Raw genomic sequence first — 17,624 nt, forward strand, 5'->3', positions numbered from 1 at the left:
CGCAACACCTCGAACCCACGAAGAATGGGACAGCGGGCCATCCGGGCGGCCTGAAGTGTACCTCTTGCACGAGGGCGGGGCATGACTGGTAGTGGAGAACAGCCGCCTTTGCGCCTTTGAGCGCGCCAATTCTTCTGTCCCTGTCACCTGTGGATGCGATCTTGCCGCCCGATGGCCGCACCCTCTAGGGTGAAGCCATCGCGCCAGCAGGGGATCTCACAAGCGCATGTTGCGTCTCGCCGCCAAGATCGTGTTCTGGTTCGTCGCCATCAGCATCGGCCTGACCGTGCTGTTCCGCTTCGTGCCGCCGCCAGTGACCGTAACGATGCTGGTCGACGCCAACGGCATCACCAAGGACTGGACGCCGCTCAGCCGTATCGACCGCAACATGGTCGCCGCCGCAATCGCCGCCGAGGACGGCAAGTTCTGCAGCCACAACGGCTTCGACACGATCGCGATCGAGCAGGCGATGGAACGCAACATGCGCGGCGATCGCATCCGCGGCGGCTCGACGATCAGCCAGCAGACGGCCAAGAACGTCTTCCTGTGGCAGGGCGAAGGCTGGACGCGCTACGTGCGCAAGGGCCTGGAGGTCTGGTTCACCTTCCTGATCGAGAGCCTGTGGGACAAGCGCCGGATCATGGAGATGTACCTCAACGTCGCCGAGACGGGCATCGGCACTTACGGGGTCGAAGCCGGCTCGCAGCGCTACTTCGGCATGTCCTCGGCGCATCTCACCCCGGCGCAGGCGGCGCGCATGGCCGCCGCCCTACCCAGCCCCAAGAAGCGCAGCGTCAAGAACCCACGCGGCTTTACCCGGCGCTACGGCAACTCGATCGCGGCCCGCATCGGCGTGGTGAAGCGGGGCGGTCTCGACGCCTGCGTCTACGATTAAGCTTGAGCGAGCGGCGCGTCTAACCGGTCAGGCATTGCGCGCTGTTGCGAATGTACAAAGGCTGCGCCGTATGCTGCCATCCGCGCATCTCGCGCAAATGAAAAAGGGGAGGCTTTCGCCTCCCCGATCCCAAGCTTAGATGATCCGATCGATCAGAAACCCATGATGAAGGTCGCGCTGACCGCCCGTGGCGAGCCAAAATTGACGAACGTGCTGGAGTTGCTCGCGAGCGTGTCCAGGCCGCCGCTGAACGAACCGGCGTAGAACTCGTCGAACAGGTTGGTCACGTTGAGCTGGATCTCGCTCTTCGCCAGGCCGAGCTTCTCGAGCTTGTAGCGCAGGTTGAGGTCGACGACCGTGTAGCCCTTGAACTTCGCACCCGGGAAGATGAGGGTCGGGGTGGACCCAACCTGGACCGTCTGGATCTCGCCGTTCAGGTCGTTCAGGAAGCGCGATCCGGTGTACTTGGCCTGTGCGCCGACCTGGAAGTCACCCACGTCCAGCTGCGCGCGGCCGCCGAACAGCCACTTGGGTGCGGCCCGTTCACGCTTGCCCGACGTGCGCAGGTACGCGATGCCGCCCTGCACATAGCACAGGTTGGCGCGTGCGAGGTCGCTGGTAGCCGCGCAGCTGCTGGTCACCGTGTCGTTCTGGATCTCTGATTCGATCCACGATCCGAACGCATAGAGCGACAGTGGCTCGATCGGGCGAACCGAGACGCTGGCATCGACGCCGTACTTCTTCACCTTGCCCAGGTTGGTGTCGGTGGCATTGCCGTCGATGTCATAGGCGGTGACCAGACGGTTGTTGTAGCCCGAATACCATCCGGTGACGGCCGCCTGTACCTTCGACGACTGATAGCGCAGGCTCAGGTCGAAGCTGTCCGACGTTTCCGGCGTGCGATACGAGGTTTCGTCGTTCGCCGGGAAGAAGAAGGCATTGTACAGGGTGTCGGTGCTCGGAACCGAAAGGTTCTTCGCATAGCTCGCTGCGATGCTGACCTGCGGCGTGATCTTGAAGACCGCGCCGACGTTCGGAAGGATCTTGTCGTACTTCAGCTTGCGCGATTGCGGAAGCGCCGCACCCGACGGGCGACCCGTGACGGGGTTGAACGAGTAAGGATTGGCAGCAGCGTAAGCGGCGGCCTGATCGTCAGGCACGCAGTTCACGAAGGCGCCGGAGGCGCCGCCGGTGCTCGTCGTGAAGCAGTTCTGGTTCAGGTCGCGCGTGAAGAACGGCGCACGAACGCCGAGCAGCACCGTCAGTCGATCGTCCATGAAGCCGCCGCGATACTCGCCCGCGATCTGGTGCAGCGTCGCGAAGGACTTGCGATCACGCTTCTGAAGGATGTTGCCGGCGCGATCGACCAGTGGATCGTTGACGGCAAAGACATCGGTCGGCTCGCCATTCAGCAGCAGGCTTCCGGCCTCACCGGTCTGGCGGTGCTTCGCACGGTCGAACGAATACGACAGACGAACCCGGTTCGTGTCGTTGATCTCGTATGCGAGGTTGGCGATCGCAACGTAGCGGTTCGTCTTGGTCTGGCTCGGCTGGAGCACAGTCAGGCGGTCCGACTCGGTGCTGCCGTCGATGATGCCGTTGCGGTTGGTATCTACGCCGAGATTGCCGTCGTTGTTGAGGTCGCGACCGAAGTAGAACGCACCGCCATAGTTACCGGTGAACCCGCGACCGCCGCTCAGGAAGAAGCCCTCGTTCGCGGACGTGGTGCCACCACCGTTGGCCTTCACGTACTGATAGGCGCCATCGACCGAGAGCGTCAGCTTATCGGTCAGATGAAAGAGCGAAGCCAGACGCACGTTGCCGGTGTTCGAGGGATTGTAGCGACGCTCGAAAGAAGTGCCGCACGTGTTGGGCGTGCCGCTCAGGCTCACCGTGCAGGGGATGCCACCCGGGATGTTGTAGAACCGGCCGCGCTTGTCACCGCCGAACGCGTTGGGTCGCAGCGGCGATCCGCCGAAATTGTTGCGGTTCTCGTTATAGTGTCCGGCGATCTGGATGAAATCGCCATCGACGCCGATCGGCTGGTAGACCTTGCCGTTGAACTGCTTCTTCTCGACCTGACCATAGTCGGCGAACGTGGCGCCATTCCGGGCGTACGAGCCCGCGAACCAGGCCTTCGTGCCGATCGAGGTGAACGCACCTGTCTGAACCATGCCGAAGAAGCGCTGGAACGAACGGTCCTCGCCACCCGAACCCTTGGCGGCGATGTCGCCGTAGCTCAGGCTGGTGAGCGCGCCGAATTCGTCCGACGGGGTGATGGTGTTGATGTTGACGGTGCCGCCCACGGCTGCGGCCGTCGGGCTGTCGACGTCCGTGGAACCGAGGTTCACGTTGACCGTCTCGACCAGTTCGGCATCGACCTGCTGGTTGCTGTAGATCGCATAGTTGCCGGAATCGTTCAGCGGGATACCGTCGAAAGTCTGGGAAATTCGGCTCGAGTCGAAGCCGCGGATGGTGAACGAACCGCCGCTCGAGCCCCACGGATCGTTGTTCGTGAAGCTGACGCCGGGAACCAGGTTGATGATTTCGTTGATCGACTGGCCTGCCCGCTGCGCATCGATGATCTCGCGCCCGATCTCGACCTTTGCCTTGGGCGAATCGGGAATGCGGATACCGGCCACGTCGCCAAGACGGCTGCCGGTGACGACGATCGCGTCATCGAAGTCGGCCGAGCCGGTCGACTGTGCGTAAGCCGGGACGGCCGCAGCGGCGATACCGATCGCCAGCGTGCTCGTCGCCTGCGCGAGAACAGTGTGCAGTTTCATTCGTGGACCCCTGTGAAGGATATTTCGCTTAGTTGGCGGTGCTGATGGCGTCGCCGCGGCATTGCTGCAGCTGCTAAGAGCAGCGATCTATGACACTATCCTGACACGTTGCACCCAAAACTGCACACAGTGGCGCATTTTTACCGCTGGAGAGTTAGCACCAACCGGGATCGAGTGTTTTATTTCGATAGATCAACATCTTAAATCACTGATCACCAAGCGCACCTGCTGCAAAGATGTCACACCAATCGTCGGCGACTCGTGACACACACATGCCTTCCGAGCGTCATCCAATCTTAATACTTGCGGGCTCGCGGGGCTCGGTGCGAATGCACTTCACGATGAGCCTCTCGCACTCGCACAACCATCGGACAGGTCCTGAGCATGGCTCTGGCCACTCGCATGGCCACCACCACCATGCCACCGCGCCGGCACCCGGAGGCGGCTCGGCTTTCGCGCTCGCGATCGGCCTCAACTTGGCCTTCGTGCTCGCGGAGAGCGCCGCTGGCATTCTCAGCGGATCCATCGCGCTGGTCGCGGACGCGGGGCATAACCTGTCGGACGTGCTCTCGCTCGTACTTGCGTGGGTCGCGAGCACGCTGGCGCGACGGGCGCCGTCGGACCGGTTCACCTATGGGCTGAAGAGCTCCTCCATCCTCGCCGCCATCGCCAATGCCGCACTGCTGTGGGTGGCGGTGGGCGGTATCCTGGTGGAGACGATCCGCCGCCTGGCCGAGCCGGCGCCGATCGGGGGCATGACGATGATCGTGGTCGCGGCGGCGGGCATCCTGGTCAACGGCGCCTCGGCTCTGCTGTTCGCCAAGGGCAGCAAGTCGGACCTCAACTTGCGCGCCGCCTTCGTCCACCTGATGGCGGATGCCGCGGTCTCGGCGGGCGTGGTCATCGCCGGAGTGCTGATCCTCGCGACCGGCCTGGCCTGGATCGATCCCCTCGCGTCCTTGCTGGTCACTGCCGTGATCGGCTGGTCGAGCTGGGGCCTGATGCGCGACTCGCTGCACCTAGGCCTGCTCGGCGTCCCTGCCAGCATCGACCTTCGCGAGGTCCGCGGTTTCCTCGAAGGACTGCCCGGAGTGACCCGCGTGCACGACCTGCATGTATGGCCGATGAGCACGACCGAGGCTGCGCTGACGGCGCACCTGGTGATGCCGGAGGGGCAGCCGGGCGACACCTTCCTCCACAAGGTCGCGCACGATCTCGATCTTCGCTTCGGCATCGGCCATCCCACCTTGCAGATCGAGCTCGGCCACGGCGACTGCGCGCTTCAGAGCGAGGGAGTGATCTGACCGGGCCGTTCAGCCCACGAACTCGAGGCGTGCGTCGAAGAAGGCCTCGCGACGCCATGAGCTCTACCATGTGGTCGGTGACGTAGCGCAGCGTGGCATCGCGGTCCTCCGCGGGAAGATAGTTCTCCGCGAACACCAAACCGCCGAGCGCATCCTTGTAGAGCCGGCGACACCGCGCGATGTCTGTCATCGCGTGGATCGTATGACAAGCAAGGCGGCGACACTCGGATACAATATCGCGATTGCGGGGCACCCGTGGGATGCTACGCCTCGACAAGGTCGAACTTGGGGTCGTGTGCCATGAGAACAATGCATCTGCGTACAGCCCTGCTGCCGCTCGCGCTGGCTGCCGGGGCCCTTGCCGGACCGGCGTGGGCCGATTCCAAAAGCGACTTCCAGGCACGATACGACCAGCTGGAAAAAGCCATGGAAACGCGCGAGCCGGAGCAGGTGCAGCCGTTGGTGACGCCCGACTACAGCGTCACCGATATCGGCGGACGCAAGCAGGACCTGGAAGGGATGCTCGATCGCCTGTCGATGATCCCCGTCGATCCGGAGCGGCGCGAGAAGGTCACCATCGACTCGGTCGAGTTGCATGGCGACACCGCAGAGGTGCTCAAGCACCGCGAGCGGAGCGGCACGCGCGAAGGACCTGACGGCAAGGAGCACACGATGAGCTTCGTCGTCGCTTCGCGGGACGCCTGGGTGCAGAGCCCCAAGGGTTGGCTGCTGAAGAGCAGCGAAGCCCAGACGATGACGATCACGCGCGACGGGCAAGTTGTCCGCCAGATGAAGCAGGGCGATCCGATGCCGCTACGTGGCATGCGCCGCGGTGGCCGTGGGCCAGGCGGCGACGGCATGACACCGCCTCCCGGAGGGCCGCCGCCTGCCAGCGATGGTGACTGAAGCCTGACGAAGCTAAGTGAATTCCCTAGGCACTTCGTCATCCCCGCTCAGGCGGGGATCCATCTCCTGAGGTCGCTTAGCGGGAACCACCTGCAAGTGGACTTCCGCCTTCACCGGCAGGGCAAAATCTAGACGTTCGGACCGGTCCGCGATCCGCCGGCTGATACCCCGGCGCTAGCAAGCTCCAAGACTGCCGCTGGTCGTCCTGACCGCGCTCCAGCCTAGCCCTTCTGCTGCACCACGCAAGGCATGGACAGGAGGAACGTCGGCCTCAGGCTGCTTCCTCGGCCTTGTCGCCCTTGTGCACGCGGATGGGTTCCTTGCGGCCTTCCACCACGTCCTTGTCGACGACGACTTCGGCGATGTGGTTCTCGGTCGGCAGGTCGAACATCGTGTCGAGCAAGATGCGCTCGACAATCGAGCGCAGGCCGCGCGCGCCGGTCTTGCGCTCGATCGCCTTCTGCGCGATCGCCTCGAGCGCGTCGTCGGTGAACGTGAGTTCCACGTCCTCCAGGTCGAACAGCTTGGCGTACTGCTTGATCAGCGCGTTCTTGGGCTCGCGCAGGATCTTCACCAGCGCGACGATGTCGAGGTCTTCCAGCGTTGCGATGACGGGCAGACGGCCGACGAATTCGGGGATCAGGCCGAACTTGAGCAGATCCTCGGGCTCGGCCATCTGGAGCAATTCGCCGATGCGGCGCTTGTCGGGATCGGCGACATGGTTGCCGAAACCGATCGAGCGCTTCTGCAGGCGATCGGCGATGATCTTGTCCAGACCGGCGAAGGCGCCGCCGCAGATGAAAAGGATGTTGGTCGTGTCCACCTGCAGGAACTCCTGCTGCGGATGCTTGCGGCCGCCCTGCGGCGGCACCGAGGCGGTGGTGCCTTCCATCAGCTTGAGCAGCGCCTGCTGCACGCCCTCACCCGACACGTCGCGCGTGATCGAAGGGTTCTCGGCCTTGCGGCTGATCTTGTCGATCTCGTCGATGTAGACGATGCCATGCTGCGCCTTCTCGACGTTGTAGTCGCTCGCCTGCAGCAGCTTGAGGATGATGTTCTCCACGTCCTCGCCGACGTAGCCGGCTTCTGTCAGCGTGGTCGCATCGGCCATGGTGAACGGCACGTCGAAGGTCTTGGCCAACGTCTGCGCCAGCAGCGTCTTGCCCGAACCGGTAGGACCGACCAGCAGGATGTTCGACTTCGAGAGCTCGACATCGCCCGACTTGCCCGAGTGCTTCAGCCGCTTGTAGTGGTTGTGCACCGCCACAGAGAGTACGCGCTTGGCGCGGTCCTGGCCGATCACGTAATCGTTGAGCGTCTCGCAGATCTCGCGCGGGGACGGCACGCCGCCGTCCTTCTTGCCAGCGATCCCGGCCTTGGTCTCTTCGCGGATGATGTCGTTGCAAAGCTCGACACATTCGTCGCAGATGAAGACCGTGGGCCCGGCGATCAGCTTGCGCACTTCGTGCTGCGATTTACCGCAGAAACTGCAGTACAAAGTGCTCTTGGCGTCAGATCCGCTCAATTTGGTCATTCTCGTTCTTGCTGCCCCGGCGCGGGGCGACTCGCCACCCTTACTCTGCAGGTGGCCTGTTGATCAATCCTAGCGCGCGATCCTTGCGGCGAGGTGAAGGGTGGCCTTGCGGCCACCCGAGGTTCTATCACTTTGTCTCTTCGGCCTTTTCGGCATCCGGGCGGCTTTCGAACACCTTGTCCACAAGGCCGAAGGCCAATGCTTCGTCGGCCTCGAGGAAGGTGTCGCGATCCATGGCTTTCTCGATCTCGTCCAGCGACTTGCCGGTGTACTTGACGTAGAGATCGTTCAGGCGGCGGCGCATCCGCAGGATCTCGCGCGCCTGGATCTCGATGTCCGACGCCATGCCCTGTGCCCCGCCCGAAGGCTGGTGGACCATGATGCGCGCGTTCGGCAAGGCAATGCGCATGCCCGGCTCACCGGCGGCGAGCAGGAAGCTGCCCATCGAGGCAGCCTGGCCGATGCACACGGTCGAGACGCGCGGGCGGATGTACTGCATGGTGTCGTGGATCGCCATGCCGGCCGTCACCACGCCGCCGGGCGAGTTGATGTACATCGAAATATCCTTGGAGGGGTTCTCGCTCTCCAGGAACAGCAGCTGCGCGACGATCAGCGAGGCCATGTGGTCCTCGACCGCGCCGGTGATGAAGACGATGCGCTCGCGCAGCAGACGCGAGTAGATGTCGAAGCTGCGCTCGCCGCGGCTGGTCTGCTCGACCACCATCGGCACCAGCGCGCCCGTCACCGGGTCTTGCGTGAACTTACCCTGGGCGCCGCTTGCGCCGAACAAGTCGATCATGGAGGTCCTCTTCAATCTGGAACCGCTATGTCGCGTGCTGACCGCTCGAGTTCAAGGGGATTAACCGAGGTATCGGCAGGGCGGGTGGCATGTGGCTGGGGATTGTTCCGGTTCGTGCAGGGATGAGGCTAGTGCCGCCAGCCGGCGCGTGGCGCTTCGAGGTGCCCCAGCGTCGGGCGAGCATACCAGTAGCCCTGGTGATAGCGGACGCCCAGTTCATGCAGCGCATGCGCTTCGGCCGGCGTCTCGACGCCTTCGGCGATGAGGAGCGTGTCGAGCTCGGCGCAGAGGCCGACCATGGCCGAGACAATGGCGCGCCGCCGACGATCTGTGTCGATGCCGCGCACCAGTTCCATGTCGAGCTTGATCTCGTCCGGATAGAACCGGGCGAACATATCCAGGCCCGAATGGCCGGCGCCGAAATCGTCGATCGCCACGTTGAACCCGATCTGCTTGTAGGTATCGATGATCGAGGAGACATGTTCGGGCGAGCCCATCTGCTCGTTCTCGGTGAACTCGAAGATCAGCCGGTCGATCGGCATACCGACCTCACGGGCGGTCTTGAGCGTCAACTGGATGCAGGCCATCGGCGAGTAGACGGCGTTGGGCAGGAAGTTGATCGACAGCCTCGCGTCGCTGCTCATCAGCCCCGCAGCCATCGCGGTCTCTATCGCCTTGACCCGGCAGGCCTGGTCGAAAGCGTAGCGATTGAGGTCGTCGACCTTGTCCAGCACGGACGCCGCGCCCGATCCGTCGGCGCCGCGCACCAACGCCTCATAGGCGAAAACCGTGCCGGTGAGCGTATCGACGATTGGCTGGTAGGCCATCTCGAAAGCCACGTCGAACCCGGTGCCGTCACGGCAGCCGCTGCAGATACGCTCCATCTTCATGCGCGATGGTTAACCGCCGTATCGCTAAAAAAACATGAAGATGCCGCAACTTAGATTGAACCCCTTCGCAAACTATGTCGCCTGGACGCAAGAAAGGCGCCGTCGGGTTCTCCGCGGCGCCTTTCGTTGCAGGTCACCGGCACGGCAGAACCGCGCCGGCAAGCCAATCAGTCTTCGGTTTTCGCGGCAGCCTTTTTGGCCGGGGCCTTCTTCGGCTTGGCCTCGCCTTCGGCCGCGACGTCGCCCTCGTCAGCTTCGGGCTTCTTCTTCGCCGCCGCCTTCTTCGCAGGCTTGCCTTCGGCTTCCGCGCCATCGTCGGTCGCCGGCTCCGCTGCCTTGGCCTTCTTGGCAGGTGCCTTCTTGGGCTCGGCATCGATCACGGCTTCGCCCGCCTCGGTGTCCGTGGCGGCCTCTTCACCGGCTTCGGCCTTCTTCGCCTTCTTGGCGGCGGCCTTCTTCGGCTTGGCGTCGGTCTTCACCTCGTCGGCATCGGCCTCGATCGCGGCCTGCAGCTCGTCGCGGGTGACTTCACGCTCGGTGACCTCGGCCTTCTCGATCAAGAAATCGACGACCTTGTCCTCGTAAAGCGGAGCACGCAGCTGGGCGGCGGCCATCGGATCCTGGCGCACGTAGTCAACGAAGCGCTCACGATCCTCGGGGCGGTACTGCTGCGCGGCCTGCTGCAGCAGCATCTGCATTTCCTGCGCCGACACCTCGACGCCGTTCGCCTGGCCGATCTCCGAGAGGAGCAGGCCCAGACGCACGCGGCGCTCGGCGATCTTGCGGTAGTCGTCCTTTTCGGCCTCGATCTCGGCGCGCGCGGCTTCGGGGTCTTCCTCGTTCGCGGCTTCGTTCTGCAGCTGCTGCCAGATCTGCTCGAACTCGGCCTCGACCATGGTCGGCGGCACGTCGAAGTCATGACCGGCGGCAAGCTGGTCGAGCAGCTGGCGCTTCATCTGGGTGCGGGTGAGGCCGGCGGTTTCCTGCTCGAGCTGGCCGCGCAACAGGCCCTTGAGCTGGTCGAGGCTGTCCAGGCCCAGCTGCTTGGCGAAATCGTCGTCGATCTTGGTCTCGCCGGGCACCTTCACTTCGTGCACGGTGATGTCGAAAGTCGCTTCCTGGCCCGCCAGGTTCTCGGCGCCGTAATCCTCGGGGAAGGTCACGGTGATGGTGCGCTCTTCCCCGGCCTTGGCGCCGATCAGCTGCTCCTCGAAGCCCGGGATCAGGCGGCCCGAGCCGATGACGATGGCCTGGCCCTCGGCCTTGCCGCCCTCGAACTCCTCGCCGTTCAGCTTGCCGACGAAGTCGCACAGCACCTGGTCGCCATCCGCGGCGGCGCGATCCTCGACGGTTTCGTAGCTCTTCTGCTGCTCGGCGAAGCGCTGGACCTGCTCGTCCACCGACTCTTCGCTGACCGGCACGGTGAGCTTCTCGAGCTTGAGGCCGTCAATCGCGGGCGCCTCGATCTTGGGAAGGACTTCGAGGCTGACCGACAGCTCGGCGTCCTTGCCCTCTTCGTAGCCTTCGCCGAGCGAGACGTCGGGCTGCATCGCAGGACGCAGCGCGTTGTCGGCGACGAGCTTGTCCATCGCTTCCTTGATCGAAGTCTGCAGAGCTTCCTGGTGCAGCGCCGGGCCATGCATCTTCTTGACGAGGTTGGCCGGGACCTTGCCGGGGCGGAAGCCGGGCATCTTCATCTGCGGCGCCATGCGCTTCACTTCGCCCTCGATGCGGGCGGAGATCTCGGTGGCGGGGATGGTCACCGTGTAGGCGCGCTTCAGCCCCTCGTTGGTGGTCTCGACGATCTGCATTGGTCCGATGCCTTCCTGTACGCGTGGCACTGGGCATCCTCGCAGCGGCGGAAACTGGTGCGGGCGAAGGGACTCGAACCCCCACATCTTTCGATACTGGTACCTAAAACCAGCGCGTCTACCAATTCCGCCACGCCCGCAAAGAAACCCGTGGTCTGAAACTCAAGGGACGTGCCCTTATAGCGCGCGGCCGCTTTGGGCAAGGGTCGCAGCGAGGCGCCGCAACTTGGCCGCGCGCGAGGCGTTGATAGGGCAAGCAAACGCAAAGGACATGCTCATGGCCACCGACCCCGGCGCCCCCTCCCCCGACATCGACCGCCCCGACGTGGCGCCCGACGAAACTCCCGTGCCGAACGAGCCGAGCCAGCCCGGCACGCCGGACGGCCCGGACGAGTTTCCCGGCGAAGCGCCCAATGTCGACACCCCGGATCAGGGTCCGATCGAGATGCCGCCACCGATGGAGGCCTGAGGGCTGTCGATGTAACCTGAAGCCGGCACGGCCGATATCGATCGTTCACAACCCAACCGTCGTCCCCGCGCAGGCGGGGACCCCGCTTTTTCCTTCGGCGACGTTGCGCTTTAGGCAAGACAAGCGGGCCCCCCGCCTGCGCGGGAGCGACGGGGTGGTGAGGTCAGGCGATGTGGTTCGATCTGAATAAAGCTAATCGAACCAGCCTACTTCCCGCCCAGCGCCGCCAGCCGGAGCAGCAGCCCGCTTACCACTGAACCCTGCGGCTTGCGCGCTACCGACGGCACGCCCGGGCATTCCAGGCACATCGCCTGCATCCCCTGACCGGAGAGCATCGCCTCCGCCTGGCCCAGCGCCGCGCCCAGCTGCTCGCGCTGGCGACGCGCGGCCATGGCGGCGATGTCACCACCGGCATCGCGGCGCTGGTACATCTGCAGCAGCAGCGCGTTGAGCGGGTCTTCCTTGCGGCCGATGTACTGAACGTGCCACGCATTGTTGCCCAGCTTGGCCGCCTTGGCCGCATAGGCGAGCGCAGCATCGAAGTCCCCGAAGGCGTCGACCAATCCGTTCTGCCGCGCGCGCGTGCCGGTCCAGACGCGACCTTGCGCAATGGCATCGACCTGCTGCGGGGTCTTGCCGCGCGCCTTGCCGACCAGGCCGAGGAACTTCGCGTAGGCATCCTCGATGCCCATCTGCACCATCTGCTCCAATTCAGGCGAGAGGCCACCCATCAGGTCGGGCTGCCCCGAGAGCGGCGTGGTCTTCACTCCACCCGAGTTCACGCCGATGTCCGCCAGCGCCCGCTCGAACGTCGGCAGGATGCCGAACACGCCGATCGAGCCGGTGATCGTGCCCGGCTCGGCGAAGACGTACTGCGCCGGCGTCGACACCCAGTAACCGCCGCTTGCGGCCAGGTTGCCCATCGAGGCGACGATCGGCACGCCCTTCTGCTTGTAACGCTCGATCGAACGACGGATCCGCTCCGAGGCCAGCACCGAGCCGCCTGGCGAATCGATGCGGACGACCAGCGCCTTGATGTCGTCATCGAGCGCATCGTCGAGCGCCCTGGCGATACGATCGCCTCCTGCCGTGCCGGGCCCCGCATCGCCGTCGACGATGTTGCCGGCGATGGTCACCACACCGATCGCCGCGCCACCGGTCTTCTCCGGATGGGCCGCGAGGTAGGTCGCCAGCTGCGTGCCGACGAGTGCGCCCGAGGACGTCTCCGCGACCTTGCCTCCGGAAAGCTGCGCCACGCGCGCCGCGAAGTCGCTTGGGGTGCCCAGCTTGTCGACCAGCCCGGCCGCTTGCGACGCCTTGGCGAAGTTGCCGCCCGACCGCCGCAGCCAGCCAATTGGGTCGCCGGTGACAAGCGCGAGGTTCGCCTTGGGCCGCGCCTTCTTCACGTCCGCCTGCCAGCTGCTCCACAGGCCGCCATAGAGGTCGGAGTAGGATTCGATCGCCGCCGGTGACGGTCCGTCGCGCGTATAGGGCTCGACGAAGGTCTTGTAGGTGCCGACACGGAAGACGTGGGCATTGACTTTCAGCTTCTGCAGCAGCGTGCCGAAGTAGAGATTGTTGCCGCCCGGCCCCACCGCCATCGCGCCGCCCATCGGGTTGACCCAGGCCTCGCTCGCATGCGCGGCGAGCTGGGTGCCGTCATCCGCATAGGTATCGGCATAAGTCAGCACAGGCTTGCCCGCGGCGCGCACCGCGTCCATCGCCGCGCCGATGTCGCGCAAGTGGACGAAGCCGCCGCCGGTGAAACGCGACAAGTCCATGGCGACCAGCTTGATCTTCTCGTCGCGTGCCGCCGCGCGCAGGGCACGCTGGATGTCGCGGGCGCGCACGTCGGTCGGCAGTTCGGCATTGGTGGTCTGCGCCAGGATCAGGTCGGAGGTGGTGACATCGGCGGTTTCCTCCACCACGGCGCCGTCCAGCTGGATCACCAGCGCTCCCTCGCTCACCTTCCCGGGCGTCGGCCGCATGGAGAGGACAGCGTAGAGCAGACCGAAGAACAGCAGCAGGAACATCAGGACCAGCGCGTCCTTGATCCCGACGAGCAACTTCCAGACCTTGCGCGCAAACGTCATTCAAACCTGCCTTTCCAGCGCGCCTTAGACGAGGAACGCCCGCATGGGAAAGGCGGCAGAAGGACCTGCCCTTCCCGGCACGAGGAGGGGATCGCTCGCGGAGCGATGTGGTGGTGGGGAGCCGCGTCCTCACAGCTGGCTGGGAAAGCTCTCGTCAAGCCGACATTCCCCTCCACCATGCTTCGCATGGCCTCCCCCTGCCGGGGAAGACAGACAGGCCAAGATCCTCCCCTTGCAGGGACGATCTTGGGGACAGCAGCCTGCACCCTCTTGAGCCCGCCTCTCGCCGTCCCTAAGGCCTCGTCTTCGATGACAGCGCCGACCTACATCTACCCGGCAGGCTCCGCGGCCTTCCCGCACCGCGGGCTCGTCGGCATCGCCGGACTGGCGCCGCACGAGATCCACTACATGCTCGACGAGGCCGAGCAGTGGGTCGAGCTGAACCGTCAGGCCAAGAAGACGCGCGACCTGCTCGCGGGTCTCACCATCATCAACGCCTTCTTCGAGAACTCGACGCGCACGCTGCTCAGCTTCGAGATCGCCGGCAAGCGCCTGGGCGCCGATGTCGTCAACATGGCCGTCGCCACCTCCAGCGTGAAGAAGGGCGAGACGCTGATCGATACGGCGATGACGCTCAATGCCATGCACGCCGATGCCATCGTCATACGGCATGCCAGCTCGGGCGCGGTGCAGCTGATCGCCGACAAGGTCGATTGCCCGGTGCTCAATGCGGGCGACGGGCAGCACGAGCACCCGACGCAGGCCCTGCTCGATGCGCTGACGATCCGCCATGCCAAGCGCAACTTCAACGGCCTGGTCGTCACCATCTGCGGCGACATCCTGCACAGCCGCGTCGCGCGGTCCAACATCCTGTGCCTCACCTCGCTTGGCGCCGAAGTACGCGTGTGCGCGCCGCCCGCGCTGATGCCCGCCGAGATCGAGCAGATGAACGTCGCGGTATTCCATGACTTCGGCGCGGCGCTGAAAGGCGCGGACGTGGTGATGATGCTGCGCCTCCAGCTAGAGCGCATGCAAGGCCAGTTCATCCCCTCCCCGCGCGAGTACCGCCATCTTTACGGTTTGACGCTCGATCGCCTGGCGACCGCGCAGCCCGACGCTCTGGTCATGCACCCAGGCCCGATGAACCGCGGTATCGAGATCGACAGCAACGTCGCCGACCATGTCGAGCGCTCGCAGATCACCACCCAAGTCGAGATGGGTGTCGCCATGCGCATGGCCTGCCTCGACGTGCTGACCCGCCGCGTGCGCGGTGTCGAGGGCTGGGCTATGGACGACGCACGATGAGCGCCGCCGCACCGCTGACGATCACCAACGGCCGCCTCGTCCTGCCCGACGGCAGCATCACCCCCGGCGCGGTGCGCTGCGAGGGCGATCGCATCGTCGAAGTGGGCGCTCGGGTCGCGTCGCAATCCGGCGACCGCGTGCACGACGCCAAGGGACAGCTGATCGCCCCGGGCCTCGTCGACTATGGCGTCTTCGCGATAGACAAGCCGGCGTTCCACTTCGGCGGCATCACGCGCGCGGCGCTGATGCCCGACCAGAGCCCGCCGCTCGATCGTCCTTCCAGCGTGCGGTTCGCCGCATCCTCGGGCAAGCCGGACTTCTGGGTGCACCCCCTCGCCGCGGCCACAAAGGGCCTGGAAGGCGAAAAGCTGGCCGAGATCGCGCTGATGCGTGACGCCGGCGCGCGCGGCATCGCCACGGGCCGGCAGTGGATCGGCGACTCGGGCACGATGCTGCGCCTGTGCCAGTACGCCGCCATGCTCGACATGACGGTGTGCACGCATGCGGAGGACGCTGGCCTGGTCGGCAGCGCGGTCGCGACCTCGGGCGAGATGGCCACGCGTCTGGGCCTGCCCGCCGCGCCCGCGCAGGCCGAAGCCCTGGCGATCGCCCGCGACCTGGCCATCGCGGAGATGGCCGGCTGCGCCATCCACTTCCGCACCGTCACCACGGCCGCCGGCCTCGACCTGGTTCGGGCCGCCAAGGCGCGCGGGATGCGCGTGACCGCCGGTGTGACGCCGGCCTATTTCATGCTTTCGGACCTCGCCACCGCGCAGTTCCGCACGTTCGCGCACCTGTCCCCGCCGCTCCGCTGGGAGAGCGATCGCAAGGCCGTGCTCGCCGCGTTGGCCGATGGTACCATCGATGTCGTCGCCTCGGGCCACGACCCGCGCGGCCCCGAGGACAAGCGCCTGCCCTTCGCCGATTCGTCGCCCGGCATGGCCGGCGCCGAGACGCTGCTGCCGCTCACCCTGACGCTGGTGCGCGATGGCGTGATCGGCATGGCGCACGCGTTCGAACTTCTCTGCGCCAACCCAGCCAGCCTGCTGGGTGTCGGCGCCGGCAAGCTCGAGGCCGGAGCCGAGGCCGACATCGCGGTGATCGACCCAGATCGTCCATGGATCGTCGATTCGGAAAAGATGGCCGCCAGCGCGGGCAACACGCCGTTCGATCGCCAGCCCGTGCAAGGGCGCGTCTCGGCGCTGTTCAAGGGCGGCGCGAAGGTCGGCTGATCGCCGCCTTGCTCGCAGCTGCACCCCTGACAAAAAAGCCCCCGCCACTGGGGCGGGGGCGTAGTTGGCTTCACATGGGGGTGAAGATCGAGAAGACCTAGCGGCGCGCGAGGCGCTGGGCAACAGCGCCCAAGGCGCCGGGAAGCTCGCGCTTGTGGGCATAGGCGAGGCAATCCTTGCCGCTGCCGCGCACCGACGAACACTTCGAGCGCGCCGAAGCCATATCGTAGCCCGCGGCCGCGACACGCCAGTAGCGGCGGCCGTTTACCGTCGCCTGGGTGATCCGCAGCTCGCGGTCCTTGAGGCTGGGATCCTGGCGCACGAAGATGCCCCAGGCGCGATGCGCGCCCGCTTCCGTGGTGAACGAGCCGAGTTGCACGACATGGCTCCCTTGCACCACCGGCGCGGCGGCGCGACGCGGCGCACCGGCCTTCGGCTTGGGCGCCGCAACCGGCGTTACAAGCTTGGCGCGCGCCATGCGCTGCGGGGCCGGCACTGGTGAAGCGACGTCCTGCACCACCGGGCTGGAAACGAACGCACGCACAGCAGGCGAGGCTGCCGCCAGCGCCGTCGGCAGTTCGGGCTCTGCGGCGGCCGGGAGCTCAGCCTGAGGCTCCACCATCGCGAGCGCCGGAGCATCGGCCCCGACAGGCGGCAGTTCCGACGCTGTGGGCGCTGGCGACTCGCTGACGGCGAGTGCGGGCGTGGCCGGTGACGGGTTCAGCGCCAGCTGAGACGGCACGCCCGGATCGCTGCGGAGGGGCGCGCCGATCAGCGCGGCCACGCGGGACTGCTGCGAGCCCACGCTCGCCTGCAGGGCCCACTCGCTGATGCGTGCGTCGATCTGATCGACCGGCACGTCCTGCGAGGCGATCACCCGCGCCTCGGGCAAGTGGCCGTCGAGCGCGAAGGCATATGCCAGGTTCTGGCGATGCTTGGGAGTATTGTCGCCCTGCTTGATCGCAGCGCTCAGGATCGCGACGGCCTGCGCAGGCTGTCCGGCGAGCGCCAGCGCCAGCGCATAGTCGCCGACCGGCATTGCCTCACGCCACTGCCCCAGCAGCGTGACCGCCTCGGCGTTGCGGTTCGAACCGATGTAGGAGAGCGCCATCCCGAGCGCGGTTGTCGGCGCCTTGTCGCCCAGCGCGATCGCATCCTCGAACGCGGTGCTGGCGGACACGAATCGGCCGGCCGAAAGGTAGCTCTGCGCAAGGCGCGCGCGGTTCTCCGCGCTTTGCGGCTGCTTCGCGACTGCGCGCTCGGCGGCGACGACCTGCTTTTCGGCCTTGGGATTGACCTGACCCTGGCCACCCGCGACAATGTTGCCCATCGGTCCAGCAAGCGCGAAACCGGGTGCGGCTACACAGCCGACCGCAAGCGCCGCCGCCAGGGCCGAGTGCATGCCGGTACGGCTCAGCACCAGATTGTTCAGTCTGGCCAGCTGTCGAGCCATGAGCGTGTGGGCCTGCATCGCGAACGGATCCCCCTGATCGACTTCGTCTTCGCTCGCGACGCCATGTCGCAAGCAAATTCCCTGAGAGGGGGCAATCGCAGATCGTTCCTAATTTACGGTTAAGCGCTTTGGCGTCCGCGCAGGCAT

General features: G+C 65.7%; 13 protein-coding genes and 1 tRNA gene. 6 read left to right on the top strand and 8 right to left on the bottom strand.

What is annotated here, in order from left to right:
- The first annotated feature begins 226 nt into the window (after positions 1-226).
- Positions 227-895 carry a monofunctional biosynthetic peptidoglycan transglycosylase gene (gene mtgA / locus HNO88_RS15785; RefSeq protein ID WP_184247651.1) on the top strand — a complete coding sequence of 223 codons (669 nt, stop codon included), beginning with the start codon at positions 227-229 and terminating at the stop codon, positions 893-895.
- A gap of 152 nt (positions 896-1,047) precedes the next feature.
- Here the strand turns inward: mtgA and HNO88_RS15790 are convergent, their stop codons facing one another.
- A complete protein-coding gene (locus HNO88_RS15790) occupies positions 1,048-3,681 on the bottom strand; it encodes a TonB-dependent receptor (protein ID WP_184247654.1) in 2,634 nt (877 codons plus the stop codon).
- Between the two features lie 341 nt (positions 3,682-4,022).
- On the opposite strand from HNO88_RS15790, the gene HNO88_RS15795 reads away from it, so the two are divergent.
- Both HNO88_RS15795 and HNO88_RS15800 read left to right on the top strand, forming a co-directional pair.
- Positions 4,023-4,985 carry a cation diffusion facilitator family transporter gene (locus HNO88_RS15795; protein ID WP_184247657.1) on the top strand — a complete coding sequence of 321 codons (963 nt, stop codon included), beginning with the start codon at positions 4,023-4,025 and terminating at the stop codon, positions 4,983-4,985.
- Positions 4,986-5,294: 309 nt separating this feature from the next.
- Entirely contained in the window at positions 5,295-5,891 is a 597-nt protein-coding gene (locus HNO88_RS15800) for a nuclear transport factor 2 family protein (RefSeq protein ID WP_184247660.1), read from the top strand.
- Positions 5,892-6,162: 271 nt separating this feature from the next.
- Here HNO88_RS15800 and clpX read toward each other — a convergent pair whose 3' ends face one another.
- The 5 genes from clpX to HNO88_RS15825 all read right to left on the bottom strand — a co-directional run bounded on the left by clpX (position 6,163) and on the right by HNO88_RS15825 (position 11,065).
- Positions 6,163-7,425 carry an ATP-dependent Clp protease ATP-binding subunit ClpX gene (clpX, locus tag HNO88_RS15805; RefSeq protein ID WP_159864901.1) on the bottom strand — a complete coding sequence of 421 codons (1,263 nt, stop codon included), beginning with the start codon at positions 7,423-7,425 and terminating at the stop codon, positions 6,163-6,165.
- Positions 7,426-7,552: 127 nt separating this feature from the next.
- Positions 7,553-8,224 (bottom strand): ATP-dependent Clp endopeptidase proteolytic subunit ClpP, encoded by a 672-nt coding sequence (gene clpP / locus HNO88_RS15810; protein ID WP_184247663.1) that lies wholly within the window; start codon positions 8,222-8,224, stop codon positions 7,553-7,555.
- 128 nt (positions 8,225-8,352) lie between these two features.
- The gene (locus HNO88_RS15815; protein ID WP_184247866.1) at positions 8,353-9,108 is read right to left on the bottom strand and encodes an EAL domain-containing protein; all 756 of its coding nucleotides are present in this window, start codon (positions 9,106-9,108) and stop codon (positions 8,353-8,355) included.
- A gap of 173 nt (positions 9,109-9,281) precedes the next feature.
- Positions 9,282-10,925 carry a trigger factor gene (gene tig, locus HNO88_RS15820; RefSeq protein ID WP_184247869.1) on the bottom strand — a complete coding sequence of 548 codons (1,644 nt, stop codon included), beginning with the start codon at positions 10,923-10,925 and terminating at the stop codon, positions 9,282-9,284.
- A 55-nt stretch (positions 10,926-10,980) separates the two neighbouring features.
- Positions 10,981-11,065 (bottom strand) — tRNA-Leu (locus HNO88_RS15825).
- A gap of 137 nt (positions 11,066-11,202) precedes the next feature.
- Between HNO88_RS15825 and HNO88_RS15830 the strand changes: the two genes are divergently transcribed.
- Positions 11,203-11,394, top strand: a complete 192-nt coding sequence (locus HNO88_RS15830) for a hypothetical protein (protein ID WP_184247910.1) — start codon at positions 11,203-11,205, stop codon at positions 11,392-11,394.
- A gap of 206 nt (positions 11,395-11,600) precedes the next feature.
- Here the strand turns inward: HNO88_RS15830 and sppA are convergent, their stop codons facing one another.
- Positions 11,601-13,487: a signal peptide peptidase SppA gene (gene sppA, locus HNO88_RS15835; protein WP_184247666.1), complete on the bottom strand. Its 1,887-nt coding sequence runs from the start codon at positions 13,485-13,487 to the stop codon at positions 11,601-11,603.
- A 309-nt stretch (positions 13,488-13,796) separates the two neighbouring features.
- Here sppA and HNO88_RS15840 point away from each other — a divergent pair, with 309 nt between their 5' ends.
- A complete protein-coding gene (locus tag HNO88_RS15840) occupies positions 13,797-14,792 on the top strand; it encodes an aspartate carbamoyltransferase catalytic subunit (protein WP_184247671.1) in 996 nt (331 codons plus the stop codon).
- A complete protein-coding gene (locus HNO88_RS15845; RefSeq protein ID WP_184247674.1) occupies positions 14,789-16,024 on the top strand; it encodes a dihydroorotase in 1,236 nt (411 codons plus the stop codon). The genes HNO88_RS15840 and HNO88_RS15845 overlap by 4 nt, the downstream gene beginning before the upstream one ends.
- Positions 16,025-16,121: 97 nt before the next feature.
- On the opposite strand, the gene HNO88_RS15850 is transcribed toward HNO88_RS15845, so the two are convergent.
- Entirely contained in the window at positions 16,122-17,549 is a 1,428-nt protein-coding gene (locus HNO88_RS15850; RefSeq protein WP_184247676.1) for a tetratricopeptide repeat protein, read from the bottom strand.
- Positions 17,550-17,624: the final 75 nt, after the last annotated feature.

Source organism: Novosphingobium chloroacetimidivorans (assembly GCF_014204535.1).
Taxonomy (GTDB): Bacteria; Pseudomonadota; Alphaproteobacteria; order Sphingomonadales; family Sphingomonadaceae; genus Novosphingobium; species Novosphingobium chloroacetimidivorans.